At 63.3% G+C, this 25,217-nt stretch carries 20 protein-coding genes; 4 read left to right on the top strand and 16 right to left on the bottom strand.

The genetic code is table 11. The features are described 5' to 3' along the window. Positions 1-13: 13 nt before the first annotated feature. A complete protein-coding gene (locus NCT04_RS24885; RefSeq protein ID WP_250468160.1) occupies positions 14-1,345 on the top strand; it encodes a hypothetical protein in 1,332 nt (443 codons plus the stop codon). Positions 1,346-1,361: 16 nt separating this feature from the next. On the opposite strand, the gene NCT04_RS24880 is transcribed toward NCT04_RS24885, so the two are convergent. The 3 genes from NCT04_RS24880 to NCT04_RS24870 all read right to left on the bottom strand — a co-directional run bounded on the left by NCT04_RS24880 (position 1,362) and on the right by NCT04_RS24870 (position 5,402). Then, positions 1,362-2,585 carry a glycosyltransferase gene (locus NCT04_RS24880; protein ID WP_250468159.1) on the bottom strand — a complete coding sequence of 408 codons (1,224 nt, stop codon included), beginning with the start codon at positions 2,583-2,585 and terminating at the stop codon, positions 1,362-1,364. A 502-nt stretch (positions 2,586-3,087) separates the two neighbouring features. Continuing rightward, positions 3,088-4,371, bottom strand: coding sequence for a phosphopyruvate hydratase (gene eno / locus NCT04_RS24875; RefSeq protein WP_250468158.1), 1,284 nt, complete (start codon positions 4,369-4,371; stop codon positions 3,088-3,090). Positions 4,372-4,373: 2 nt separating this feature from the next. Then, positions 4,374-5,402 carry a phosphotransferase family protein gene (locus NCT04_RS24870; protein ID WP_250468157.1) on the bottom strand — a complete coding sequence of 343 codons (1,029 nt, stop codon included), beginning with the start codon at positions 5,400-5,402 and terminating at the stop codon, positions 4,374-4,376. Positions 5,403-5,525: 123 nt separating this feature from the next. Here NCT04_RS24870 and NCT04_RS24865 point away from each other — a divergent pair, with 123 nt between their 5' ends. Further along, the gene (locus tag NCT04_RS24865) at positions 5,526-5,720 is read left to right on the top strand and encodes a YqaE/Pmp3 family membrane protein (protein ID WP_244830248.1); all 195 of its coding nucleotides are present in this window, start codon (positions 5,526-5,528) and stop codon (positions 5,718-5,720) included. A gap of 19 nt (positions 5,721-5,739) precedes the next feature. Here NCT04_RS24865 and NCT04_RS24860 read toward each other — a convergent pair whose 3' ends face one another. The 7 genes from NCT04_RS24860 to NCT04_RS24830 form a co-directional block, all read right to left on the bottom strand. Next, entirely contained in the window at positions 5,740-7,482 is a 1,743-nt protein-coding gene (locus NCT04_RS24860) for an IlvD/Edd family dehydratase (protein ID WP_250468156.1), read from the bottom strand. Between the two features lie 60 nt (positions 7,483-7,542). Then, entirely contained in the window at positions 7,543-8,631 is a 1,089-nt protein-coding gene (yjfF, locus tag NCT04_RS24855) for a galactofuranose ABC transporter, permease protein YjfF (protein WP_250468155.1), read from the bottom strand. Further along, positions 8,628-9,665 carry an ABC transporter permease gene (locus NCT04_RS24850; RefSeq protein ID WP_250468154.1) on the bottom strand — a complete coding sequence of 346 codons (1,038 nt, stop codon included), beginning with the start codon at positions 9,663-9,665 and terminating at the stop codon, positions 8,628-8,630. The genes yjfF and NCT04_RS24850 overlap by 4 nt, the downstream gene beginning before the upstream one ends. After that, complete coding sequence (locus tag NCT04_RS24845; protein WP_250468153.1) at positions 9,662-11,176, bottom strand: sugar ABC transporter ATP-binding protein; 1,515 nt, start codon at positions 11,174-11,176, stop codon at positions 9,662-9,664. The genes NCT04_RS24850 and NCT04_RS24845 overlap by 4 nt, the downstream gene beginning before the upstream one ends. 77 nt (positions 11,177-11,253) lie before the next feature. After that, positions 11,254-12,189: an ABC transporter substrate-binding protein gene (locus NCT04_RS24840; protein ID WP_370652268.1), complete on the bottom strand. Its 936-nt coding sequence runs from the start codon at positions 12,187-12,189 to the stop codon at positions 11,254-11,256. 202 nt (positions 12,190-12,391) lie between these two features. Continuing rightward, positions 12,392-13,366: a LysR family transcriptional regulator gene (locus NCT04_RS24835; protein WP_250468152.1), complete on the bottom strand. Its 975-nt coding sequence runs from the start codon at positions 13,364-13,366 to the stop codon at positions 12,392-12,394. Positions 13,367-13,410: 44 nt separating this feature from the next. Then, complete coding sequence (locus NCT04_RS24830; protein WP_244830241.1) at positions 13,411-14,370, bottom strand: GlxA family transcriptional regulator; 960 nt, start codon at positions 14,368-14,370, stop codon at positions 13,411-13,413. A 94-nt stretch (positions 14,371-14,464) separates the two neighbouring features. Here NCT04_RS24830 and NCT04_RS24825 point away from each other — a divergent pair, with 94 nt between their 5' ends. After that, on the top strand, positions 14,465-15,184 hold the full coding sequence (locus tag NCT04_RS24825) for a GNAT family N-acetyltransferase (protein WP_250468151.1): 720 nt from the start codon (positions 14,465-14,467) through the stop codon (positions 15,182-15,184). 18 nt (positions 15,185-15,202) lie between these two features. On the opposite strand, the gene NCT04_RS24820 is transcribed toward NCT04_RS24825, so the two are convergent. Then, positions 15,203-16,753, bottom strand: a complete 1,551-nt coding sequence (locus tag NCT04_RS24820) for a GGDEF domain-containing protein (protein ID WP_250468150.1) — start codon at positions 16,751-16,753, stop codon at positions 15,203-15,205. Positions 16,754-17,267: 514 nt separating this feature from the next. Here NCT04_RS24820 and NCT04_RS24815 point away from each other — a divergent pair. Continuing rightward, positions 17,268-19,451 carry a hybrid sensor histidine kinase/response regulator family protein gene (locus NCT04_RS24815; protein ID WP_250468149.1) on the top strand — a complete coding sequence of 728 codons (2,184 nt, stop codon included), beginning with the start codon at positions 17,268-17,270 and terminating at the stop codon, positions 19,449-19,451. Positions 19,452-19,693: 242 nt separating this feature from the next. Here the strand turns inward: NCT04_RS24815 and NCT04_RS24810 are convergent, their stop codons facing one another. Genes NCT04_RS24810 through NCT04_RS24790 form a run of 5 tightly spaced genes read right to left on the bottom strand, consistent with a single transcriptional unit; the run spans position 19,694 to position 25,208 of the window. Then, a complete protein-coding gene (locus NCT04_RS24810) occupies positions 19,694-20,635 on the bottom strand; it encodes a choline kinase family protein (RefSeq protein ID WP_250468148.1) in 942 nt (313 codons plus the stop codon). A gap of 12 nt (positions 20,636-20,647) precedes the next feature. Next, positions 20,648-21,604, bottom strand: a complete 957-nt coding sequence (locus NCT04_RS24805; RefSeq protein WP_250468147.1) for a phosphotransferase — start codon at positions 21,602-21,604, stop codon at positions 20,648-20,650. Further along, positions 21,601-22,908, bottom strand: a complete 1,308-nt coding sequence (locus tag NCT04_RS24800) for a Zn-dependent hydrolase (protein ID WP_250468146.1) — start codon at positions 22,906-22,908, stop codon at positions 21,601-21,603. Before NCT04_RS24800 ends, NCT04_RS24805 begins: the two co-directional genes overlap by 4 nt. Then, positions 22,883-23,632: a DeoR/GlpR family DNA-binding transcription regulator gene (locus NCT04_RS24795; protein ID WP_244830234.1), complete on the bottom strand. Its 750-nt coding sequence runs from the start codon at positions 23,630-23,632 to the stop codon at positions 22,883-22,885. The genes NCT04_RS24800 and NCT04_RS24795 overlap by 26 nt, the downstream gene beginning before the upstream one ends. A gap of 40 nt (positions 23,633-23,672) precedes the next feature. Then, entirely contained in the window at positions 23,673-25,208 is a 1,536-nt protein-coding gene (locus NCT04_RS24790) for an amidase (protein ID WP_250468145.1), read from the bottom strand. Between the last annotated feature and the right edge of the window lie 9 nt (positions 25,209-25,217).

The following is a 25,217-nucleotide window of genomic DNA, read 5'->3' as shown; positions in this document are numbered from 1 at the left end:
ATTAGCACATTCGATGATTGATCGACGTAGATTTTTAGCTAGCCTGGGCGCGTTGTCCGGAACCTATACATTGGCCGCCTGCGGAGGCGGAAGCGAAAGCGACGTACCGAACTCGACATCGAGCGCTTCCGGGCGGTCCAGACAACTGAATCCCACTGCAAGAGCGGAGTCGCAAGGCCCATCGCCGGGTGGCACGACCATTCCTGACGCAACCGCGATCGTGGACAAACGCGGCTCCGTCTGGACGGTGAATAACGGCGTCGTATTTCAGAACGACACGGCAATATCCATTGCCAACGTTTTGATGCTTCTCTGGTCGGGCGGCAAGATCTATCAGAGAAACACGAGCGGGCAATTCTATGTGTGGTCGAATGACTGGCTACTTTGCCGCGACCCGCGCACACCGCTCGCAGCGCAATCCGGCATGTTCTTCGGCATGAACGGTCATTACGATTATCTCTACACGCCCGCGCAAACCATCGCCATTTTGAATGGCATGGGTTGCAGTATCTATCGGCTCGGGTGCAATGAGACGTCGGCTGAACTCAGACCTGTCGCAAGGATGGCGAGGGCCATGAACGGAACGGGCATCGAACTGTTCTGTCTGATTCAACAAGGATTGACGGATGACTGGGGTAACCTGTTCGGCAGCGAGGCCGCGGCCTACGCAAAGGCCTACAGCACAGGCGTGACGGTCGCGAGCACGCTGAAGCCCTACGGCGTGACGATGTACGAATGCGGCAACGAACTCACGCGCCGAGCTCAGACTGTAATCGACTCGAATCGCGCCGGAACGGATGTCGCCGACTTCAACAACGATAACTGGCCGGTCATGCGCGGCGTCATGCGCGGATTGATCGACGGCGTGAAGGCCGCGCAGCCCGACGCCATGTGCGGCATCAACTTCTGTGTGGCGGATATCGGTGCATCGGACGCGTTATGGGAAGGCAATCAGCCGGACGGCACGAGCGGTCATCCCGTAGTCCGCTGGGACATGACGACATGGCATAACTACGAGGTCTATGGCGATTTGTTCGATATCGGTTCGGATGGCGCGGGCCCGCACTTCGACCTGCCGCAATACTGCAAGGCGCGTTACGGCGTTCCCTTCATGATTACCGAGTGGAATGCCAATCCCGAACAAAGCGACGACTACCGGAGCGCGTTCGTGCAGTCCCGATTGCAATCGTTCTACGACGCCCGCAAGACGCACAACATTCAATCCACCATGTATTACGTGCTCGACAGCGGCGACCACACCTTCGGCATCATGCACAACAGCGTGCCGATCTTGCCGACGTATCTGAGCTTCGTGAATTTCGTCCGCTCGCACGCGGATTCCTGAAACCGCGCAAACCGCATCACCTTGCGATCTCGCGCGCTTCGCCCGCGCGCGCCTCGACCAGAATGGCCTCCAGTTCCGCGTGCAACGTGCGGTTGTTGAAGTTCGTTTCGATAGTGTGCCGCGCGGTCGCGCGCATCTTGTCGGTGTCGATCTGTCCTTTGGCGATTTTTTCGAGCGCGGCGGAAATGCTCGGCCCCGAACGCTCGTCGACGAGCACGCCGGTCTCGCCATCCACCACGAGCTCGGGAATGCCGCTATGACGCGTTGCGACGACGATCGCGCCGGTAGCCATCGCTTCCATGATCGACACCGGAATGCCTTCCATGTCGCCGTTGGCGGCCGTCACGGACGGCAGCAGAAACACGTCGGTGCGCTTTAGTTCCGCGAACACTTCGTCCTGTGCGCGCGCGCCGAGAAAGTTGACCGGATTGCGGTTATTCGCGGCCATCGCGCGCAAGTCGGCTTCGAGCGGGCCGTAGCCGATCACGTTGTATTCCACGGGCAGGCTGCAATCGCGAACGCCGGCAATCGCATATTCAAGGCCTTTTTTCTCGACGAATCTTCCCACGCTCAGCACTTTGAGCGGGCGTCCGGGCTTCTGCTTGTCGGTGGCAAGCGGCAGTTGCTCGACATCCACTCCCACGTGATGCACGAGCGTCCGTGATGCAGGCGCGCCCCAGTCGATCAGGCGCATCCGCCAGAATTCGCTGACCGGCAGCGACAGCGACCCCCGTCCGAAGAGCTGCTTGTAGTGCGGCAGATAACGCTTGACGAGCGCTTCATCGCTCATGTCGAAGCCATGAAAGACGGTGGAGATAGGGCCTTCAAAGTAGCCCGCATCGCGCAGATACATGGCGCGCACGCCGAGGGGACCGAAATGTGCGATCACCGCATCGAAACTTTCGTGCGACATCGCTCCGCCGCCCGAGAGGTCGAACAGCGTCGAGCGGCAACCGGATGTCGCCGCGCGCCAGGCCACGCCAATGCGTTTGCGTCCTTCCGGCGTTGACAGTGAGCTCAGTCCGAAGCGCGCCAGATGCGCAATGCGTGCCGCCGTGCCCTGTTTGCGACGAAATATGCGTAATTCGATCTGGCCTTTGAGCGGATCGTCGGCGCCTTCGTCATAGCGCGCGGCAAGGACGACCACGTGATGTCCTCGTTCCGCGAATCCCGCGATCTGACGGACCACGAAGGTTTCCGATGCAACAGGATAGCTGTCGACAACAAACGCGATTTTCATGCGCCTCTCCGCTTCCGCATCATTTTTCATGATGCGGGTACGCTAGTAAGGGGGACGAATCAAATGGTGTGCACGCTTGCCATGCCTTGTTGTCCACACCTGCCCATCGTTCGATAGTGCTCAGGCCAGCATAGTCCAAAATGCCACGCATTGTTGCTTTGCCGCTGGCGCTTCGTTCATCGGTGCCTTTATCTTTGCGCGTCGATGCGCAATTACGCACACCGATGGATCATGCTTTCATCGCGGCAAGTTCCAGACCATGTTGAACAAAGGCGTGAGTCACGCCTTAGGGCCGACAACATGAGCAAGCAATTTGCCAGACCGTCGAACGCAACATACTCGCGCACACGCCAACGCTCGCGATCGCTTGAGGAATGAACGAAGCAGCCACTGGTTAAATTCCACACGTTATGTATTTTTCGTGGAATAAGTGCTCACTATTCGTCTGGATATTGTAAAAAGGCACCGGGACGGTCGCTTCGGCCTCTTAACGGACGCGCTCCTATCGCCTGCGCCCGAGCATCGACATACCCGCAAACTGTGCCGCGTCGCCAAGCGCTTCTTCCACGCGAATCGCCTCGTTCCACTTGGCCATGCGTTCCGAGCGCGAGAACGAGCCGACTTTGAGCTGGCCCGCATTCCAGCCAACGGCAAGATGCACAATGGTCGTATCCTCCGTCTCACCTGAGCGCGCCGATACGATCGTGCCAAACCCCGCGTTCTTTCCCGCTTCCAGCGCCGCATGCGTCTCCGTCACCGTACCCGCCTGATTCAACTTGATGAGGACAGCGTTGACATCGCGTTGCTCGGCGGCCTTTGCAATGCGCGCCGCGTTCGTCACGAGGTAATCGTCGCCGATCACCTGCACGCGTCCTCCCACCGCTGCCGTGAATCGGCGCCAGCCGGCCGCATCGTCCTCGCTCAACGGGTCTTCCATCGACACGATCGGGTAACGGTCGCACCATCGGAGCATCAGTTCGCACATGGCGTCGCTGTCGAGCTCGCGGCGCTCCAGGCCGAGCTTGTAACGCCCGCCCGAGCCGAATTCGGATGCGGCGATATCGAGCGAAATGGCGACTTGCTCGCCCGGAACGAACCCCGCTTCTTCGATAGCCGCGACGAGCGTATCCAGCGCCGCTTCGTTGCTCTCGAACACGGGCCAGTGCCCGCCTTCGTCGGCGACACCGGCAAGATGACCACGCTTCGCCATGATCCTGCCCGCAGCCAGATAGATCTCGGCGGTCATCTCCAGCGCTTCGTCGAAACTTTTCGCGGATGGCGCCATGACCATCAGGTCCTGAATATCGATACGCCGGCCAGCATGCGCGCCGCCGCCGAAGATCTGGATTTCCGGGATCGGAACGCTGACGGTTCGGCCGTTGGCGACATAAGCCCACAGCGGCTGCCGACGGTCTGCCGCCGCGGCATGCAGAACCGCAAGCGACGTCGCGACCAACGCATTGCCGCCAAGCCGCGATTTGTCCTCGGTGCCATCGAGTTCGATCAGACGCGCATCGATTTGCGTTTGCCCGAGCGCATCCATGCCGATCAGCGCCGCCGCGATTTCATCGTCGATACCGCGTAACGCATCGCTCACGCCGAAGCCGCCCAGCGCGGCCGCCCCGTCGCGCCGATCCACCGCCTCGAAACGCCCGCGAGAAGCACCCGCCGGGGCCATGCCGCGTCCTTTGGCGCCGCTTGCCAGCGTCACTTCCACTTCCACGGTCGGACGTCCGCGCGAATCCCAAATGCGGCGGCCGTGGACGGATGCAATCGCGCTGCTCATATTCAGACTCCCGCGGGTTTATCGATGGATGCCGCCTCGTTCCAGCGCTTTCGCCATTGCGCAAGGGAATCGACCGGTTCGATGAGAAGGCCGCGCGCAAGTTCGCGCACCGCCTGTATGTCGGCTGGATCTTGCAGATACTCGACGGGCGATTTGCCATCGGCCCGCGCGAGCAACAACGCCGGCAAGAGCCGCGCGCAACGCAGATCTATCCGTTCCGCTGGTTCCCAATCGACGGCCGCCAGATATCGACCGCTCAGGGCGTCGAAGCTTCCGGCATAGCGTTCTCGCCAATGCGGATTGAGAAAGCTCTTCAGGACGAGGTGATTCAGGCAGAACGCGAGGTCGAAGGCCGGATCGCCGAAGGTTGCGCATTCGGCATCGAGAAAGACGGGGCCGTCGGCACCGCACAGGATGTTCTTCGGGCTCACGTCGCCATGAACCAGCGCGATGCGCGCAGCCGAAACCGAATCCGCCAGATCGCCGAGTGTGTTCGCCAGGTCGGGATGACGCGCGGCTGTCGCCCGCAGATAAGGCTCGATGCGGATGGACTCGAAGGTATCGTGATTCGCGAACTGCGCCGCGAGCGCAGCCGAACCCGCGCTTCTCTCATGAATCTGCGCAAGAAGGAAACCGACTTGCGCGGCGAAGATGTCGTCGATCTCGCCTTTCAGCAGCTTCGCCTTCCAGACGGGGTTATGTTCCGCAGGAAGATACGCCATCGCGAAGCAGCCGAGCGGCGCGTCTTCGAACAGAAGCGCAGGCACCGCGTGCGGCAGCCAGGTCGCGACACAGCGCAGCCACGCGGCTTCGGCGGCATTGCGGCTGACGGGCGCATGCCAGTCCGCCGCGACCTTGAGCTTGCCGAGCGCGCGCTTGATGCAGAACGTAGCGCGGCACGCATCGACGCGCCAGATATCCGAAGACACGCCACCCGTCAGGCGCGTGAAGCGCGGTTCTTCGTCGGCATCGAGCAGGCGATGCTGGCGCAACGCGTCAACAAGGTGCGCGAGGTCGGTGGCTTCGGTCATCGAATGTCGGCCGGGCGTTTGGCGAGTTCGGCTAAGTAGGTCCCGGCCTCATGTTATGGGATCGCGCAAGCAGGTGCAACGCGGATGGTAAAGTCACCAGACCATCACATCCGAGGACCGCATATGCGTCTCTTGCTCGCACTCATCCTTCCGTGGCTGCAGTTCTTCACGATCGGCCGACCGATTGCCGGCATCATCTGCCTGCTTCTTCAGATCACGTTGATTGGCTGGATTCCCGCCGCGATCTGGTCGGTCTATGCGCTCAGTCAGTACAACACCGAGAAGAAAATCCAGCGCGCTTTCGGAGCGCGCGGCTGACAGGCAGAACGCGCGGGCGTCAATGGGAATGGCGCGGAACATCGGCGCCACGGCATCCCACGAGAAAGTCGAAGTCGCAGCCCTGATCGGCTTGCAAAACGTGATCGATGTACAGCTTGCCGTAGCCGCTCGTGTTCTCGCCCGCTTTGCGCGGTTCTTCCGCCCAGCGGGCGAGCCGCGTCCTCAGCGTCTCGTCGCTGATGTCCAAATGCAGGCGCCCCGCGAAGCAGTCCATCTCGATCCAGTCGCCTTCTTCCACCACCGCGAGCGGACCACCGGCGCGCGCTTCGGGCGCTACATGCAGCACCACCGTGCCGTAAGCCGTGCCGCTCATGCGGGCGTCGGAGATGCGCACCATGTCGGTCACGCCCTGCGCCAACAGCTTCGGCGGCAAGCCCATGTTGCCGACTTCGGCCATGCCCGGATAACCCTTCGGGCCGCAGTTCTTCATGACCAGGATCGAATCGGCGGTGACGTTCAATTCGGGATCGCCGATCCTCGCCTTGTAATCGTCGAAGTTCTCGAACACGACCGCCCGGCCGCGATGCTTGAGCAACGCCGGCGTCGCGGCGGACGGCTTCAGCACCGCGCCGTTCGGCGCGAGATTGCCTCGCAAAATGCACAGCGCGCCGTCTTTTACGAGCGGGCGGTCGAGTGGACGAATCACCTCGGCGTCGTGGATGGGCGCGTCTTTCGTGTTGTCCCAGAGTGAGCGGCCGTTGGCCGTCAGCGCGTCGGGATACGGCAGCAAGGCCGCTTCGCCCAGACGCCGGATCACGCCGGGCAAACCGCCCGCGTAGTAAAACTCTTCCATCAGAAAGCGTCCGGACGGTTGCAAGTCGACGAGCGTCGGCGTGCCGCGGCCGATGCGCGTCCAGTCGTCGAGTTCCAGGTTCACGCCGATACGGCCGGCAATCGCCTTCAGATGGATGGTCGCATTCGTCGATCCGCCAATCGCCGCGTTGACGCGAATCGCGTTTTCGAACGCCTGCCGCGTGAGGAGTTTCGAGAGCCGCAAGTCGTCGAGCGCCATCTCCACGATCCGCATGCCCGACATGTGCGCGAGCACGTAGCGCCTGGCATCCACCGCGGGAATCGCCGCGTTGTGCGGCAGCGTCACGCCGAGCGCTTCGGCCATGCACGCCATGGTCGATGCCGTCCCCATGGTGTTGCAGGTTCCAGCCGAACGCGACATGCCCGCTTCCGCCGACATGAATTCATGCAGCGTGATCTTGCCCGCCTTCACCTGCTCGCTCAGTTGCCACACGACGGTGCCCGAACCGATATCGCGACCCTGATGCTTGCCGTTGAGCATTGGGCCGCCGCTGACCGCGATCGCGGGCACGTCGCAACTCGCCGCGCCCATCAGCAAGGCGGGCGTGGTCTTGTCGCAGCCGACCAGCAGCACGACGGCATCGACGGGATTGCCGCGAATGGATTCCTCCACGTCCATGCTGGCGAGATTGCGCGTCAACATGGCTGTAGGCCGCAGATTCGATTCGCCGTTGGAAAACACCGGAAACTCCACCGGAAAGCCGCCCGCCTCGAAGACGCCGCGCTTCACGTGCTCCGCGATCTTCCTGAAATGCGCGTTGCAAGGCGTGAGTTCCGACCACGTATTGCAGATGCCGATAATCGGCTTGCCCTGAAACTCGTGGTCCGGAATGCCCTGATTCTTCATCCAGCTTCGATACATGAAGCCGTTCTTGTCCTGGGTTCCGAACCATTGAGCGGAACGGAGCAGGCGTTTTTCATTGGGCATGACGGATTCTCGACGAGGGTGGCAGGGTGTGCGTGCTTATGTGCTGCTTATGTGCGTGCTTCAGGTTCTGGGGACCATCGCGAGCGGTTCGGCTTTGCTCGCGGCATCGGGCGGCAAAGGCGTGCGCGGCTCTTTCGATCCGATGCCTTCGCCGAGCTTCGTCCCATTCGATTTACGGCGCGCGGCATGACGTTCGATGACTCGCTGCAGCAGACAGAACGCGCACAGAAGCGCGCCGATCACGATGCGCGTCCACCATGAACTGAGCGTGCCGTCGAAGGTAATCAAGGTCTGGATGGTGCCGAGAATGCCGACGCCGAACACCGAACCGATCACATAGCCCACGCCGCCCGTGAGCAAGGTTCCGCCGATCACCGTCGCGGCGATGGCGTCGAGTTCCATGCCCTGCCCTTGCAGTCCGTAGCCCGAGAGCACGTATAGCGTGAACACCACGCCGCCGAGCGCCGAGCAGAAACCCGAGAGCGCATAGACGCCGACCTTGGTGCGCGCGACGGGCAAGCCCATCAGCAGCGCCGAGCGTTCGTTGCCGCCGACCGCATACACGTTGCGTCCGAAGCGCGTGAAGTGGGCGACGAAGATCGCCACGATCAGCGTGACGATGGCGATCAGCGCGCCCGTCGTGAGCGACGCGCCGCCGACATCCACATGAAAGGCGGACAGCGCGCGGAACGTGGAATCGGTGATGGTGATGGATTGCGTCGTGATGAGAAAGCAGGCGCCGCGCGCGAGGAACATCCCGGCCAGCGTGACGATGAACGGTTGCAGCCTGAAGAAGTGGATGAGCGCGCCCATCGCCGCGCCATAGCAGGCGCCGAAGGCCAGCACGAGCGGCACGATGATCCACACCGGCCAGTGCAGACGTTCGGCGAACACGGCGCACAGGATCGTCGTCAGAGCGACGACCGAGCCGACCGACAAATCGATGCCGCCCGACACGATCACGAACGTCATGCCAATGGCGACGATCAGCAAGAACGCGTTGTCGATCAGCAAGCCGAGCAGCACTTGCAGCGAGAAGAAGCCGGTGTACATCACCGAGCCGAAGCCGAACAGAGCCGCGAACAGAACGACGGTGACGACGATAGGCAAGATGCGCGGGTCCGTCAGACGGTCGAAGAAACTTTTCATCGGGATGCCTCCGCGAGCGGCTGTTTCGAAGCGGACGTAAAGACGCGTCGCAACTGCCGCATCAGCACGGCGCGCGCGGTGGACGACTGAATCACGCTGACGACGAGCACCACCGCTGCCTTCACCACGAGCGTCGCTTCGGGCGGCACACCGATGGAATAAGTCGTGTAGGTGAGCGTCTGGATGATGAGCGCGCCGAGCACCGTGCCTGCAAGACTGAAGCGCCCGCCGAGCAGCGAAGTGCCGCCGAGCGTGACGGCGAGAATCGCGTCGAGTTCGAGCAGGAGACCGGCGTTGTTGCCGTCGGCGCTGCGCACGTTCGAACTGGCGAGAATGCCCGCCATGGACGCCGTCAACCCGGAGAATGCATACACGCCGAACACGATCACGTTCGAGCGCAAGCCGACGAGCCGGGTTGCAACCGGATTCACGCCGATAGCCCGAATGAAAAGCCCGAGCGCGGTGCGATCGACGAGAAGCGCCGTGAGGATGAGCGCGCCCGCCGCGATCCACACGGAACACGGGACGCCCGCCAGATAGCCGCCGCCGACCATCAAATAAGCCTGCGCGCCGATCGGGATGATCTGGCCGCCCGTCAGCAACTGCGCGACGCCGCGTCCCGCAACCATCAGGATGAGCGTCGCGATGATCGGCTGCATGCCGATGAACGCCACCAGCAAGCCGTTCCACATGCCCGCGAGAACGCCGACCGCGAGCGCCGCCGCGATGGCAAGCGTCACGCGGGAAGGATCGTCGGCGAGGATCGTGGCGGCCGTCGCGCCGGCAATCGCGACGATCGCGCCCACCGAGATATCGATGCCGCGCGTCGCTATCACGAGCGTCATGCCGAGCGCGACGAGCACGAGCGGCGCCGCGCGATTCAGGATATCGACGGGCGCGCCGAACAGGTGGCCATCGAGCATGGCAATCGACAGGAACCGCGGGTTATGCGCCAGATCGAGCAGACACAGCGCGACGAGCGTCACGCAGGGCCACACGAGCGGATGCTGCAAGACACCTTTGATACGGTTCATTGCGATCCTCCCGCGATCAGCCGATACACCTCGTCTTCCGAGGTCGTATGTCCCGCGACCTCGGCGACCTTGCGCCGGTCGCGCAACACCGCAATCCGGTGACTCACGCGCACGACCTCGCTCACTTCGGACGAGATGAAGAGAATGCCGAGCCCTTTCGCGCAGAGCGCGAGCACGCGGTCCATGATCTCGAACTTCGCGGCCACGTCTATGCCGCGCGTCGGTTCATCGAGAATCAGCATGCGCGGCTCCGTTGCAAGCCAGCGCGCGAGCAGCACCTTTTGCTGATTGCCGCCAGAGAGCAGACCGATAGGCTGCTCGGCATCGCGCGCCTTGATGCCTAGCTGCTCGATATAGTCATCGGCGATCTCGCGTTGCTTCGCCTTCCGAATGCAGCGCCAAAGCCCGAGCCGCGCCTGAAGCGCCAGGATGATGTTCTCGCGAATCGACAGGTCCGCGACAATGCCTTCCTTCTTACGATCCTCCGGGCAATAGCCGATGCCCTGACGCACCGCATCGCGCGGCGAATGCAGCTTGACCGGCTTGCCGGACACCTTCGTCGCGCCTGCATCGGAACGCTCCGCGCCGAAGAGAAGCCGCGCGGTTTCCGTGCGCCCCGAACCGAGCAAGCCCGCGAGCCCGAGTATCTGACCCGGCTGCACGTCGAGATCCACGGGATTCATCAAGCCGCGACGGCCCACGCCGCGCATTTCGAGAAACGGCGCAGCCGCGCCTCGTTGCGCGGGCGGCTCGGAAGCCGCGCGCTTCAGGCGCTCGGTCATGCGTTCGTGGCCCACCATCTTCGACACGAGCAGTTCGACCGGAAGATCTTTCGCGAGATATTCGCCTTCGCGCTCGCCATTGCGCATGACCGTGATGCGATCCGATACCGCGTAGGTCTGTTCCAGAAAGTGCGTCACGAAGAGAATCGCGAGACCTGAATGGCGGAGCTTGCGCAACACGTCGAAGAGTCGCGTGACTTCGCCGTCGTCGAGACTGGAGGTCGGTTCATCGAGGATCAGGACGCGCGCATCGACCGACAAGGCACGCGCAATCGCCACCATCTGCTGCACGGCGATGGGATACGTATCGAGCGATTTCGTGACGTCCACCGAAACGTTGAGGTCCGCGAGCGCCTTTTGCGCCCGCACGTGGATGCTCTTCCAGTCGATCGCGCCATGCCGCTTCAACTGCCTGCCGGCGAAGACGTTCTCCGCCACCGAGAGATTCGGACACAGGTTCACTTCCTGATAGAGCGTGCGAATTCCGGCGGCTTCCGCTTCCATGGGCGCGGCGAAATTCACGGGACTGCCACCGAGCCGGATCTCGCCTGCATCGTGCTCGTGGACGCCCGTCAGCACATTGATGAGCGTCGATTTGCCGGCGCCGTTCTGCCCCATCAACGTATGAATCTCGCCCGGAAACAAACGAAAATCGACGTTGTGCAGTGCGCGCACGCCGGGGAACGACTTGGACAAACCAATGGTTTCGAGCACGGGTGTGTCGGTCATGGATATCGCCGGAAAGGGAATGAGTCGTCCATCGCGCTCACATGATGGCGCGATGGACGTGCGATGGCGCCCGAGCTTCAGTATTTGCGCTGCGGCAGCGTGGCCGCGGCAACGCTCATCGGAAAAATGGTCTCTTCGGTCACGATACGCTTGGGCAGTTCCTTGCCCGCGACCACATCCTTCACCGCGGTCATCAACTGCGGGCCGAGCAGCGGACTGCACTCCACGTCCACGTTGATCTTGCCCGCGACCATGGCGTCGAAACCGCCCTTGGTTGCATCGAACGAGACGACCGTGATGTCCTTGCCCGGCTTCATGCCCGCTTCCTCCATTGCCTGAATGGCGCCGAGCGCCATGTCGTCGTTATGCGCGTAGACCACGTTGATCTGCTTGCCGTAGGTCTTCGCGAAGGCTTCCATGACCTGCTTGCCGCCAGCGAGCGTGAAGTCGCCGCTTTGCGAGGCGATCACCTTGAACTTGGGATCGTTCTTGATGACTTCGAGCAGACCCGCACGCCGGTCGTTCGCCGGCGCCGATCCCACCGTGCCCTGCAACTCGACGATGTTGATCGGCCCCTTCTCGTTCTTGTAGCGTTCTTCCAGCCACTTGCCGCCGCGCCGGCCTTCTTCGAGGAAGTCCGAGCCGATCATCGTCACATAGAGCGACTTGTCTTTCACGTCGATGTTGCGGTCGGTCAGGATCACGGGAATCTTGGCGTTTTTCGCTTCGATGAGAATCGGCTCCCAGCCCGACTCGACGACCGGCGAGAACGCGATCACATCGACCTTCTGCGCAATGTAGGAGCGTATGGCCTTGATCTGATTTTCCTGCTTCTGCTGGGCGTCGGAGAATTTGAGGTTGATGCCTGCGTCTTTCGCGGCGGACTTGACCGAGACCGTATTGGCCGTGCGCCAGGCGCTCTCCGCGCCGACCTGTGCGAAGCCGAGCGTGATCTTCTTGTCGTCGGCGTGTGCATTCACACTCGCGGCGAGTACCAGCACCGAACCAAGCATTGCGCCGAGCACCGCGCGTCGGGTCTGTTTCATGGCTGTCTCCTGATTGGATCATGTGCGCCGCGGCTCGAAGTCCGGGGTCGAAGGCTCAGGCTGAGCCCCGGGCAAGGTTAGCCCTCACTCCCATGATGGTCCAATCACTTATTCAGCGATCCCGATACCAATGTTGATATAGTGGAAAACGCGATTCGGGCTTACCCGGTCAGGCGCTCAGGGCATCGGCGGACACGCCGTATACTTCGGCGGCGGCGTCGTGAAGCGCATGCAGCACCACGGTCGCCGCGGGCGAGAGCGCATGCGCTTGCCGCGTGATGATGCCGAATGCATCCATGCGGCAAGGCAGGTCGATTGCAAGACGCTTGAGCGTGCCGAAGCGCTCGTATTGCCGCGCCACTTCATCAGGCATGACGGCGAGCATGTCGCTCTGCAACAGAAGGCTCGAGATCGCCAGAAAGTTGTTGGTGTTGACCACATTCTGCGGCGGGTTCAGCCCAAGCTCCGCGAACGCCATGTCGATACGATGCCGCAAGACACTCCCCGGCGGATGCAGCACCCATTCGGCGTCGGCGACACCGCTCATGGTGAGCCCCGCAGTCTGTTCGAGCGGATGCCCGGGGCGCACCACCACGCACAGCGGTTCATCGGCGATGGGCGCGTATTGCACGGCGGGCTTCAGTTGCACGTGCTGCTGGAGCACGCGGCCGATCATCACGTCGAGTTGCCCCTGCGTGAGAAGCGGCAGCATGACATCGGAAGTCTCCACCTGCAGCCAGATTTGCAGTTGCGGATACTGCGCCTTCACGCGTCCGATGGCGAGCGGAACCATTCTGGCCGCCGCCGCCGCGATCACGCCGACGCGCACTTCGCCCACCAGACCGGCGCGCAAGGCGGCAATCTCGTCTTGCGCCTTGTTGAGATTCGACAGCACCATGCGCGCATGACGGATCATCACTTCGCCGTAGAGCGTCGCCTGCATGCCGTGCGGCGTGCGATCGAAGAGACGCACGTCCAGCACATCTTCGAGTTCCTTCAGAAGCCGCGATGCCGCTGGCTGCGTCATGCCGAGGACATCGGCGGCACGGCGCACGTTGCCCTCTTCCTCCATCGCGGCGAGCAACAAGAGCTGGCGCGTCTTGAGCCGCGCGCGCACGAACCAGTTCGAGTGTCCCTGTGTCAATGCCGTCTCCCGGTTTTATGTTCGTGGTCGCCCGATGCCTGGCGTTATCGCCCGGCGCGCAACTCGCGCACGCCACGGCCGAGCCTGCGGCGCAGCAAGGTGCGCAAGGTCGCCGTATCGGCATAGCCGACTTCGCTTGCAATCTTCTCGATGTCGTAGCCGATAGCGACGAGGTGCTGCGCGCGTTCTATGCGCAAGTCCTGAAAGAATGCCAGCGGCGACTTGCCGAGCACCGACTCGGTACGGCGCTGCAACGTGCGCGGCCCGACCGACAAGGCACTCGCCGCCGCCTGAAGCGAAAAGCCCGCCGCGAGATTGTCGCGCGCCCATCGCTCGAAACGCGCGACCAAAGGGTCGGCATGCGCGAGATGATCGGGGATGATGTATTCCGCCTGCGACGCACGCTTGTCGATGAGCATCATGCGAGCGACACGCGTCGCCAGTTCGGGACTCGCCTGACGCAGCAACCATAGCGCGAGATCGAGATGACCCATTGCGGAGCCCGCCGTGACGACGCCTTGCGATGCGACGACCATGCGCGAATCGTCGAGCATGACGGCCGGATAGCGCTGTCGGAAAAACGGTGCAAGCGACCATGTGGTCGTGGCCTCGCGATGATCGAGCAAACCGGCTTCGGCCAATATGAACGTGCCGATGCACGCCGCCGCTACGCCCGCGCCCGCAGCGTGCCGCGCTTGCAGATAAGCGATCGCCTCGCGCGTGTCGCGACGTTCGAGCGCCTCGGCAAGCCGCTCCGGCTGCCTCACGTTCAGCGCGGGCACGACGATCCAGTCTGGCGACGGCGCGCTGCTCGCCAATTCGACCGAAGTCGACAAGCCATGCGCGGTGCGAATACGTCTGCGCATGCCGATGAGCCTCACCTCGAACGGCGCGGCCTCGAACCCTTGCGCGGCGGCCACTTCGTTGGCCATCGAAAAGGTATCGAGAAACACGGTCAGTCCGGTGTCGAACAGGCCGTCGAGCGCGAGGATTGCCAGTCTCATGTCGCAAATAGTGCTAATAATGTCATTTGCGACTATAGCCCCGTGCGCCCGGGCCGTCTAGACTGCACAGCAATCACACGCCATTGGAGCGCCCATGAGCCATTCGAAACCTGCCGACCTCGACCGCCCTATCTGGGAGGCGCTGACGACCCGACACGCACACCTCGCGCTCGGCGACACGCTCGCTCGTCGATATCATCCCGACGTCGCGCCGTTCGCCGCGCTGGCAACCGCAACGCCGGATGCGTATGACGCCCTTCACCGCCTTCTGCAGCCTGGGCAGCAGGTGGCCTTGCTCTCCACGGAGCCCTTGCCGTCATACGATGCCTTGCAGATAACGCGTGTCGGCATCCTTCATCAGATGGTCGCGAACACTCGCAAAGCGCCCAAAGCCGCAAGCGTCGAAAAGCTGGATGTGATCCGACTCACCCAGGCAGATAACGACGACATGCTGGATCTTGCCGGAAGAACGCGGCCCGGGCCGTTCTCCGTGCGGACCCGCGAGACGGGCAATTACATCGGCGTGCGAGACAACGGGCGACTCATTGCAATGGCCGGTGAACGCCTGCATCTAGATGGTTACGTCGAGATCAGCGCCGTATGTGTCGATGAAACGCATCGCGGCAGAGGCCTTGCCGGGCGGCTCATGCAGATCCTGCAACGAGAGATCGAGGCGCGCGCGGAGACACCGTTCTTGCACGTGTTCAGCGACAATCTCGCGGCTATCGGTCTATATGAACGTCTCGGCTTCGAGTTGCGGCGCGCGTTTCATCTCGCGCGAGTCGAGCATGCGGCCTCGCGCGAATCGATTTGAAGCATCAGGCGTCAGGCATCAAGGCGCGGTGCCGACCGGTTCGCCGCGCCGCTTCTCGGACACAGCCGCGAGCGTCACGCGATTGCGTCCGCCGCTCTTCGACACATACAAGGCTTCGTCGGCGCGGCGCATGGCGTCGTCGATAGTCGAGCCGCTATCGGGTCGAGCCACCACCACGCCGATGCTCACGGTCGTCGGGGGAAATTGCTGACGAAGTCGCGCGCCGTTCGAATTGGCCACGTCGATACGCATGGCCTCCGCCACCGCCTCCGCGCGGCTGCGGGTGCAGTCGGCGAGCGCCACGACAAACTCCTCGCCGCCGTAGCGCGCGACTAGATCGTGCGGTCCTCTCGCATGCTTCACGAGACATTCGGCGATGAACTGCAACGCCCGGTCGCCGGCTTCGTGGCCGTGTGTGTCGTTGTAAGCCTTGAAGCGATCGGCATCGACGAAAAGCAGCGCGACCGGATAACCTTCGCGCGCCGCCGAGGTCCAGAGTTCGTCGAGCGCCGCATCGAGCTTGCGGCGGTTGGCGACGCCGGTCAGACCGTCTGTGTCCGCGATCTCGACGAGCTTCGCCTGCGCCGCGTCGCGCTGGCGCACCGCGAAGACCAGCAGCCAGACCACGATGGTGAACGCGCCCGCCACGGCCACCACCAGCGTGCCGATGATGAGCGAGTGCTGCTGCCACTCCGAGGTTACGTCGTCCTTTCCGAGCGCCACCATCATCACGAGATTGCTGCCGCGCACGCGCGCAAACGTCATGATGCGGTCGACGTTGTCGACGGGCGAGCGCGCGTCGAACGAGCCGCTCTCGACGCCGAACATCTTCGAGAAGATCGGCCAGCCGCGAATGCTGCTGACGCTGCCTGGACGCAGCTTCGGATTGCGCGCGACGATGTCGCCATCGCTCTGTACGATCGTCGCCGCGCTTTCGTGGCCGAGCCTGATGTCATCCACCAGTTGCTGGAAGTAATCGAGGTTGATGGAGATGAGCGCGACACCGCCGAAGCTGCCATCGGCTTTGGAAATCCGCCGGCTGAGGGCAATCGATGGCGCGCCGTTTCGCAGACGCGACGCGTACGGCTTCGAGATGAAGAGCCCGACATTCGGATTGGCGCGATGCACCGTGAAGTAATCCCGGTCGGAGAGATCGACGGTCGGAAGAAGCCGCGCGCGGCCCTGCACGATCCGGCCGTGTTCGTCGAGCGCATAGATGCCGCTGATATAAGCGGCGGTGGTCGAACGGTCGAAGAGAATCTGCCGGCGCAGTTCAGGCGGCAGCTTCAATATGGTTGGATCCGTCATGCCGTCGACGACGGCCTGCAGCGAGAGATCGTAGATTTCGAGGTTTCTCGACATGTCGCGCGCGAGCGCCACCGCGACGTTCGCCGACGTGCGGCGCGCCTTCGCGATGGCTTCCTCGCGGCTCGAGATCAGCACCGCGACGGTGGCGATCAGCACGATGACGCTCGCCAGTGTCGCGCCGAGCGCAACCAGCACCGAGTGTCTGTCGACCCACGATGCCGGGCTTTCTGCTCGGACGCTCCTCTTGAACCACAGTCCCAACGATTCTCTCCTGCCGAACCCCGCCACGCGACGCTCGACGACTCGCTTTCTTATTCGTTGCTAAAGAGCCGGTTTAGCGGACTTCTGCTCGCTGTCCGCGCGGCTCGCATCAAGGTTTACGGCCAGATTGCGCAACTTTTGAGCCCGTGCCGGCCAAACGATGAACGCGGAGTTTACCGGAGCCCGAGCCTAGCGCCACGGCCATTCCGCTGCCGCCTAGCAATCAAAAAACCACAGGCAATTAAGTCGGCAACAAGGCGTGCTACCATCAACCGTATGAGTATTATGAAATAGTAGGTACGTCTTACGACGTCCAGACCTTTCCCGTTCGCCTGACAAAGCCCCCTTCGGCACGATGCGAGCAAGCTTAGCGGAGCGAACATCCGCAGCTAGGAACCAGGCGTGATACGGGGAGGAGGTCGCGGGCGCGCCACCGCCAAGGAATTTGAATCGATGTTTCGCGCAAACATGTGCCGGCGTCGGATGACTCCCCTTAGCGTGACCGGGGTGTTTAATGACTGAGTTCGCGACTCAACATTCCGACCCGTCGGACCGGGTTTCGTTTCCTCCGCTCAATTTCAGGGCTGCCCGCCGGCGGCTCGTCCTCGCGCTGACCGCCTCGGTGGTCGTGCCGCTGAGTCTGTCGGCGCTTTACGCCTACTACACCTACGAACGTGCGGTCGCGGAGCAGTCGGAGATACTCAATCGGCTGGCGTGGGTCGCGGAAGGCAAACTCACCAATCTGCTCGACTCGAACCGCGACCTCATCTCGCGCGTCCAGGACGTGGTCGGAACGGCGGACGAGCGGCAGATTCTGCGCGAACAGGCAAGCCTGCACAGGAAACTCGAAGCGCTCGTCGCCAATCATCCGCAGGTCGTCGCGCTCTCCATCGTCGATAAAAACGGCCAGTTGATCGTCAGCAGCCGCTTCTCCCCGACGCCCGACGTCTCTATCGGCGACCGCGGCGACTTCATGGCGACGCGCGCGACCTCCTCGCAGCTCTATGTCTCGCTGCCCGAGCGCGGCCGCGTTCAGGGCACCGATATCGTGAACACGCTCGCCGCCCGGACCGCTCCCGACGGGCGCTTTCTCGGCGCCATCGTCGTTTCCCTGCATCGCTCCTACTTGCTGCAGTTCTATCAGCGGCTCATCGCCGAGACGCCTGCGTTGACGGTCGGCCTCTATCGCGCCGACGGCGGCATTCTGCTCCGCCTGCCCGCGCCACGCCTGGCGAACCCGCCACCGAAGCACGAGCCTCTCGCGGCCGCGTTCGCGCGAGGGGCGGAACAGGGCATCATCAAAATCGATTCGCCGCTGGACGGCACCCGCAAGATGCTCGCGTACCGGCGCGCCGGTCAGTACCCCGTCTACGTTTCCGCCGGCTACGCAATCGACGATGTGGTCAGCAACTGGCTGCGCGACGACATGTCCCTCGTGGCCGTCGCGCTGATTCCTTGCATGTGTCTGTGCGTGCTGATCGTGTTTTCGCTGCGGCGTCTTCGCGCGGAGGAAACCTCCTGGCAGAACTGGCGGCGCGAGCTGTCGCGGCGCCGCTCGGCGGAAGCAGCCACGCGCAAGATGCAGCGCATGGGCGCGCTCGGCAATCTCGTCGCGAGCGTCGCCCATGACTTCAACAATCTGCTGATGGTCGTGACGGCCAACATGGAGATCGTCCGGCGCAAGAACTACAACGGCGTCAAGAACGAGATCGATGCAGTGGAGCGCGCCTCCACGAGCGCGCGGGCGCTCGCGCGCCGTCTCATGAGCGTGGCGCGCCGACAGCCGTTGCAGATGCAGACGCTGCTACCCGGCGCGTGGCTGCTCGAAACCGAGGCGCTGATCCGCTCGGCTGTAAGCAGCAAGGTCGCCGTGCAGATCGAAGTGGCGGAGGCGTCGTGGCCGATCAAGGTCGATCCGTCGGAGATCACTTCGGCGATCATCAACATCGCGGTCAATGCAAAGGACGCGATGCCGCAAGGCGGCACGTTTATCGTTCGCTGCAGGAACGTGGCGTTATCCCAAGGGCGCTACGAGCTCGAAGCCGGCGAGTATGTCGAATTCTCCTGCCAGGACAGCGGCACCGGCATGACGCGAGAAGTCGCGCAGCACGCGTTCGAGCCGTTGTTCACGACCAAGCAGGCTGGCGCCGGAACCGGGCTCGGCCTTGCACAAGTGCTCGCCATGGCCGAACAGGCGGGCGGCAAGGCACGCGTGGAAACCGATGTCGGGCGCGGCACCACAATCTTCTTCTACGTTCCGCACTGGACGGCGGGCGTCACGGAAGCATCGCCGGCGGAGCGCGAGGGTGCCATCGAACCGGGCGGCGCGAAGTCCACCATACTGCTCGTCGAAGACAACGAGGAAGTGGCGGCAGGGCTCGTCGCCGTTCTCGATGTGCTCGGCTGGAGCGCGCGCCACGAGCCTTCCGGCGATGCCGCGCTCAAGGTGCTGGAAGAAGGCCTCGAATTCGACCTCGTTCTGTCCGACATCCAGATGCCCGGAACTTGCGATGGCATCGGCCTCGTCGAATGGATCAAGCGGCAACGCCCCAAGCAGGCCGTGACGCTGATGACGGGTTATGCGGAGCATCTCGAACAGGCGCGACGGCTCGGTGTCGCCGTGCTTTCGAAGCCGTTCAACGCAGACGATCTGGACATGTTGCTCAAGGGCGTGGCGCTATCGTCACGCCATGCGTGAAACTTGAGCGTTGAATTTCGAACCGGCGTTCGCAAGTTTTCTCAAGTCCGCGACCTTTCGGTCGTTAATCTGGTCACGGATTGATTGTGCAAGAGACTGCCGCTGATTCAGGCGATCGTCGATCACATAAAGCGCTGCAGTCCCAGGGGGTTGTCAAAAGTCTGATTCGCTGCGTGGCGACTTGAAGGGCGTGCGAGAGCACGCCCTTTCTTTTGGACGGTCGAAATGCTCGACGACTTTCTTCAAAGGCTGCGCAACCAGTCTTGCCAATGCGGCGCCTCGATCACCGAGCGCGCGCGCATGAACTTCCACGCGCCGTATTTGGCGTAGTCGAAATCGAGCGTGGAGATTTCGTTCTGCAACATGGACCAAGTGGCCCACTTGATATCGGCGAGCGCCTTGTGCACGGTGACGCGTGCCATGACGTCGTTGCTCACGCGGCCGAAGTATGTCTCGACCAGTTCCGCTTCCACGTCGACCGTGAAGAACATCTCGCCGGAGAGCGCGCCGATGTCATAACAGCGGTCGTTATTCGATGCGTATTCGTAGTCAATGAGCAAGATCGTACCCGCATCGTCGCGCAGAAAATTGCCCGGCATGGGATCGTTGAAGCACGGCACGATATCCAGTCCCGATGCCTCCAGCGCCGCGCGCGCCTCGCGATAGCGCGCGTGAATCAGCGCGAAGTCGGCGGGCAGCGTGCCGCCTACTTCATGCACTTGCGCGACGTGTTCATCGATCAGATCGAAAATGGTCTTCGTGAGCGGCAATGGCGGCGCGCCGTGCAGCGTGCGATACGCGTGCATGACCGAAGCGCGCACGTTGCGCTCCAGAAAGTCGCGGTTCGAGCAGGTCGCGCGGCCTTCGACGAAGTCGTTGATCTCCACGCCCTGCTCGAAAGCATAGTCGTAGAGACGCGGACCAATGCCGATCTGCTCCGCGAGCCGGCTTGCGGCAAACGCAGCCTTGCGGTCGATGAACTGCTCCGTGCCCCGGCCCGGCACCTTGACGAAATAGCTTTGCGCTTCGCCGTCGACCCACACGCGCCAGTTCGTGTTGCTGATGCCGCCCAACACGGGCGCATAGCGCAACGCGCGACCCGACCACGGTTCGATCCTTGCAAGCACCGCTTCCATCTCGCGCTCGGCGTCGCACGCGGCGCCGCCAATCGTCTTGATCTGCATGAGCATGACCTCTCAAATCGATGCCGGCGCGGCGTCGAGGTTCCAGCGCGGCAGCGCCATGGAGCAACGCAGCAACCGCCATTGCGCATACTTGAGGAATTCGACGTTGCGGCGCGGCGAGTCGCGGTCCATGCGCATGCCCCACAAGCCCCAGCGCAAGTCGTCGGCGAACGCGTAGGCGCGGCAGCGCGCGAGCATGCGTTCCGAGGCGGCGCCCATCGACATTTCGATGGCCTGCATCCAGTCGTGTCCGAAGCCAAGCACTTCATTCAACGTGACGGCCAGGTCGAACGCGGGATCGGTGTTCGCGGCTTCGTCGAAGTCCACCAGCATGAGTGCGCCATCGTCGTGCAGCATGACGTTCGATGTCACGCCGTCCGCGTGGCAAGGGCGAACGTCGGCACCGGCCGCGTCGATTGCCGCGCGCAAGTCGCCCGCGAGATCGACCCATGACACCTGATCCGGCGTCAACGGCATGCCTTCGGCAAGATGCTCGATACGCTCGAAAACGTTCGTCGTGCGCGCAAACGCAGGCAGCGAATGGATGGCACGCTTCGCTTGCAGGAGCGCGTCGAGCGTGGCGGGTCGTGCGAGATCGTCGAGATGCGCGGTGCGCCAGCCGTCATCGAGAAAGTCGAAGACGGTCGCGCCGTGTGCTTCGCTCACGTAGTGCGCCGCCGGCGCGATGCCCAGCGATGCCGCCGCTCGCGCCGCAAGAAACGACGCGCCGGTATCGATGGATTCTGTCAGATCGCCGTGCGCCACTTTCATGAAGAACGTCGCGCTGTCGTCCACGCGCACGCGCCAGGCGCTATGCGACACGCCGCGATGCATCGGCGACATGACCGGCGCAAACGCGGGTTCGTGGCGTACGTCGCCACCGCGCCATGCATCGATCGAGGCGATTGCCGCTTCGGCCGCTCTGGCCGCCACTTCCGCGGGGTTGCGCTCGCGCGCGGTCGTGTTCATCGCCGAGGCTCCCAAGCGGCCGCCGCGACCGGATCGCCGCGCGATACACACAAGCGATACGCCGCGCCCATGAGCACGGTCATGCCCGTGTCGAGGTCCTCGCCATGCGTCTCTTCGTTCTCGTTATGCGCGATGCCGCCCACGCTCGGCACGAACATGAGCCCGGTCGGGCAGACATCGAGCAGGCTCAACGCGTCGTGGCCCGAAATGGTGTCGATGTCGCGGCTCTGCACGCCCGCCGCGCGCGCGCAAGTCCGCACGAGATTGCCCACTGCGGGCGGCAGTTCCCGGATCGGCCGGCTCGTGCGGCTCAGGATTTGCACGCCCACATTCGCGCGCTTCGCGGCTTCGTCGATGCACGCGAGAATGCGCGCTTCGGCTTCGCGAAGAATGGCGTTATCCACGGCGCGCAGTTCCACGGACAAGTCGGTTTGCGCCGGCACCACGTTCGGCGAGTTCGGCTGCACGACGAGCCTGCCGACAGACGTATGGATGCGCTCCGGCCATTCGTCCGCGATGGCGCGCACGTCGCAGATCAACTGTGACGCAGCGAAGAGCGCGTCGCGCCGCGCGTGCATCTTGGCGGGCCCCGTGTGCGCCTGCTCGCCCGTGAAGCGCACGTCCATCTTCGCGGCGCCCCAGTTGCGCGTCACCACACCGACAGGCACCGATTCGGCTTCGAGCAAACCGCCTTGCTCCACATGCATTTCGACATAGCACGCGGGCACGGGCGGCGTCGCATCCACGCCGTCATGACCGATGGCGGCAAGCGCTGCGCCGAGCGTCACGCCGTCGTCGTCGATACTGGCGAGGGCATCGGCCACGGCGATCTTGCCGGTGAACGTGCCGCTGCCAAGCAGGCTCGGACGAAAGCGCGCGCCCTCCTCGTTCGTCCAGTTCACCGCGCAGAAGTTAGCGTTGAAAGATGCGCCCGCGCGCTTCGCCAGCATTAGCCGGCGGCCCGCCTCGAAGGCGGCAAGCACGCCCAGCACACCGTCGAAGCGTCCGCCGCGCGGCTGGCTGTCGAGATGCGAACCCATCATGACGAGCGGCGCATCGGCCGCGTCGGTCAGGGTGAAAACGCCGAACTGGTTGCCCACCGCATCGGTGACGACATGCGCGCCGGCATCGCGAAGCAGCGTGGCGAAGGCATCGCGCGCCGCGCCGTCTGCCGCGCTCGCACAGAGGCGCGTGACGCCGCCCGTCTTCAAGCCGCCGAACGCGGCAAAGCGCGTCAGCAAGGCCGCAAGCGTACCCGGTTCACCCGCGCCGAGCGCCTCAGGCATGAATGATTGTGATGTCATGCTCGGCGAATTTATCCATGAAAGGCTTGGGCGGCGCGCGGTCGCACACCACCGTGACAGGTTGGGAAATGGGAAAGGTGTTGAGATAAGCTTCGCGCCCGAACTTGTCGATATCCGCGAGAATCACCGAATGACGTGTCTGCGACTTGAGCACGCCACGCAAATTGGACTCGTGTTCCTCGTAGTCCATCCAGCCGTGCTTCAGGTCGCACGCCGCGATGCCCATGAACGCGGCATCGTAAAAAAAGCGTCTTGCATAAGCGAGCGTCTCGTAACCCACTAGCGCGTTGTCCTTGCCGCGCAACATGCCCGGCGTAAGGTTGACGCGGCTCACGCTCGTGCCGAGCAAGAGCGCGATGTTGATGGAGTTGGTCGTCACCGTCACGTTACGGCCGATCAGCCGCCGCGCGAACGCAATGGTCGTCGTGCCCGAGTCGATGAACACCGACATGCCGTCTTCGATGAGCGGTTCCGCAAGTTCCGCCACGCGCGCCTTCCCCTTTACATTGACCTTGCCGCGTTCGGTCACGGGCCGCTCGACATCGAGCCGTGGCAACACGGCGCCGCCGTAGATGCGGCGCAGCAAGCCGCTTTGCTCCAGTTCCTTCAGATCGCGCCGAATGGTTTCCTCGGCGACGTCCAGTATCTTCGCGAGCGGCGTAACCGAGACGCGGCCCTCGTCGCGAAGGCGGGTGAGAATTTCTTGGTAGCGGTGCTCGGACATGGTCTCGTTACTGGAAACTGCCTCGTCTCTCGCGCGCTCCTCAAGCGGTCAGTTCGGGGACGCGCCGATGACGTCCGGCGACCTCGTAATCGTAAGCCATGGCGAGCAGCGCCGGCTCGCTGAAGCGCCGTCCCACGAAGATCAGGTTGAACGGCGAACCCGATTCGTAATAGCCGGCGGGAATGGTCACCCCGGGCAATCCGGCGATGTTGATTTCGCAGACCGTGGTCTCGTGCAGCGTCTCGGTTCCCTCGCGCGGCGGCAAGGCGTCGCGCAATTGCGGGAATACGAGGCCGTCGAGCGCGTGCTTCGTCATCACGTCTTCGAAGATGGCGAGATAGGTTTCGCGCAACGCATAGAAGGCATCGATGACAGGCGGCGCGGCGGCATCGCGCAGATTGGCGGCCATGTCGGGCAGGCTCGACATATAGGTCAGCACACCCGTTGCGCCGAACGGATCTTCGGCGCGCGTCGCTTCGACGAATTGCGTCCATGTCGTGATGGCGTTGCCGGGTCCCAGGCGTTCGAGGTACTTCTGCATGTCGTAGGGCAGGCTTTCCATGCCGCGCGCGTCGAAGTAATCGGAGCCCGGCGCGGGCATGCCGAGTGCCGCGAAGCCGCTGCCGGCGAAGGGATCGTCGACGAGTACCGCACCGCGCGCTTCGAGTTCCGCCTGCGCGCGCTCGTACAAGTGATGCGTCTCTTCCGACAACGCGCGATCCCGCCATCCCGGTCCGTACAAGCCTAGACGCTTGCCCTTGAGCGCATCTTCACGCAGTCCCGCGGCATAGCCGCCAGCGGGCTTCATGCCGACGCCCGCCACCGTCTTCAAGTCTTCCGCCGAGAATCCGGCCAGTACATCGAGCGTGAGCGCGGCATCGCGTACGCATCGGGCGATCGGACCGACGACATCGCGCGTGCTGCCCGCAAGCGGCATCACGCCTGCATTCGGCACGAGCGCGAAGGTCGGCTTGATGCCGACGAGCGCCTGCGCCGACGCCGGATTCTGGATCGAACCGCCCGTTTCTTCCGCGAGACCGAGCACGGCCATGCTGCCCGCCACGGCGGTGGCCGTGCCGGCGCTGCTGCCGCCCGGCATGAACGCGGTATCGACGGCATTGAGCGTCGGACCCGCCCAGCTATCGTTGGCGTGCGAGCCGGTGGCACTCAGCACCGGCACGTTGGTCTTGCCGAGGATCACGCAGCCCGCCGCGCGCATGCGGGCGACGACCGGCGAATCCGTCGAAGGCATCAGGTCCACGCCGCCCGTCTTGCTATAGAGCAGCGTCCAGCCGCCGGTCGTCGGAAAGCCTGCCATGTCCATCGTGTCCTTGACCACGACCGGCACGCCAGCGAGCGGCCCGAGAGCCTCGCCAGCGGCGCGGCGGCGGTCGATCTCGCGGGCATCGTCGAGCGCGGCGGGGTTCAGGAAGTTGAGCGCCACGTAGCGCGGGTTGTAGGTCGCGATGCGATCGAGGAACGCGGCCGTCAGCGTCTCCGACGTGAACGCGCCGCTCGCAAAGCCGGCCTGGACTTGTTCGACCGTCAGCTCGGTTACATCGATAGTTTTCGTCATGATGTTTGA

The organism is Caballeronia sp. GAFFF2 (assembly GCF_023631485.1).
In the GTDB taxonomy this organism is placed as follows: Bacteria; Pseudomonadota; Gammaproteobacteria; order Burkholderiales; family Burkholderiaceae; genus Caballeronia.
This window is presented reverse-complemented; position numbering and strand designations above follow the sequence as displayed.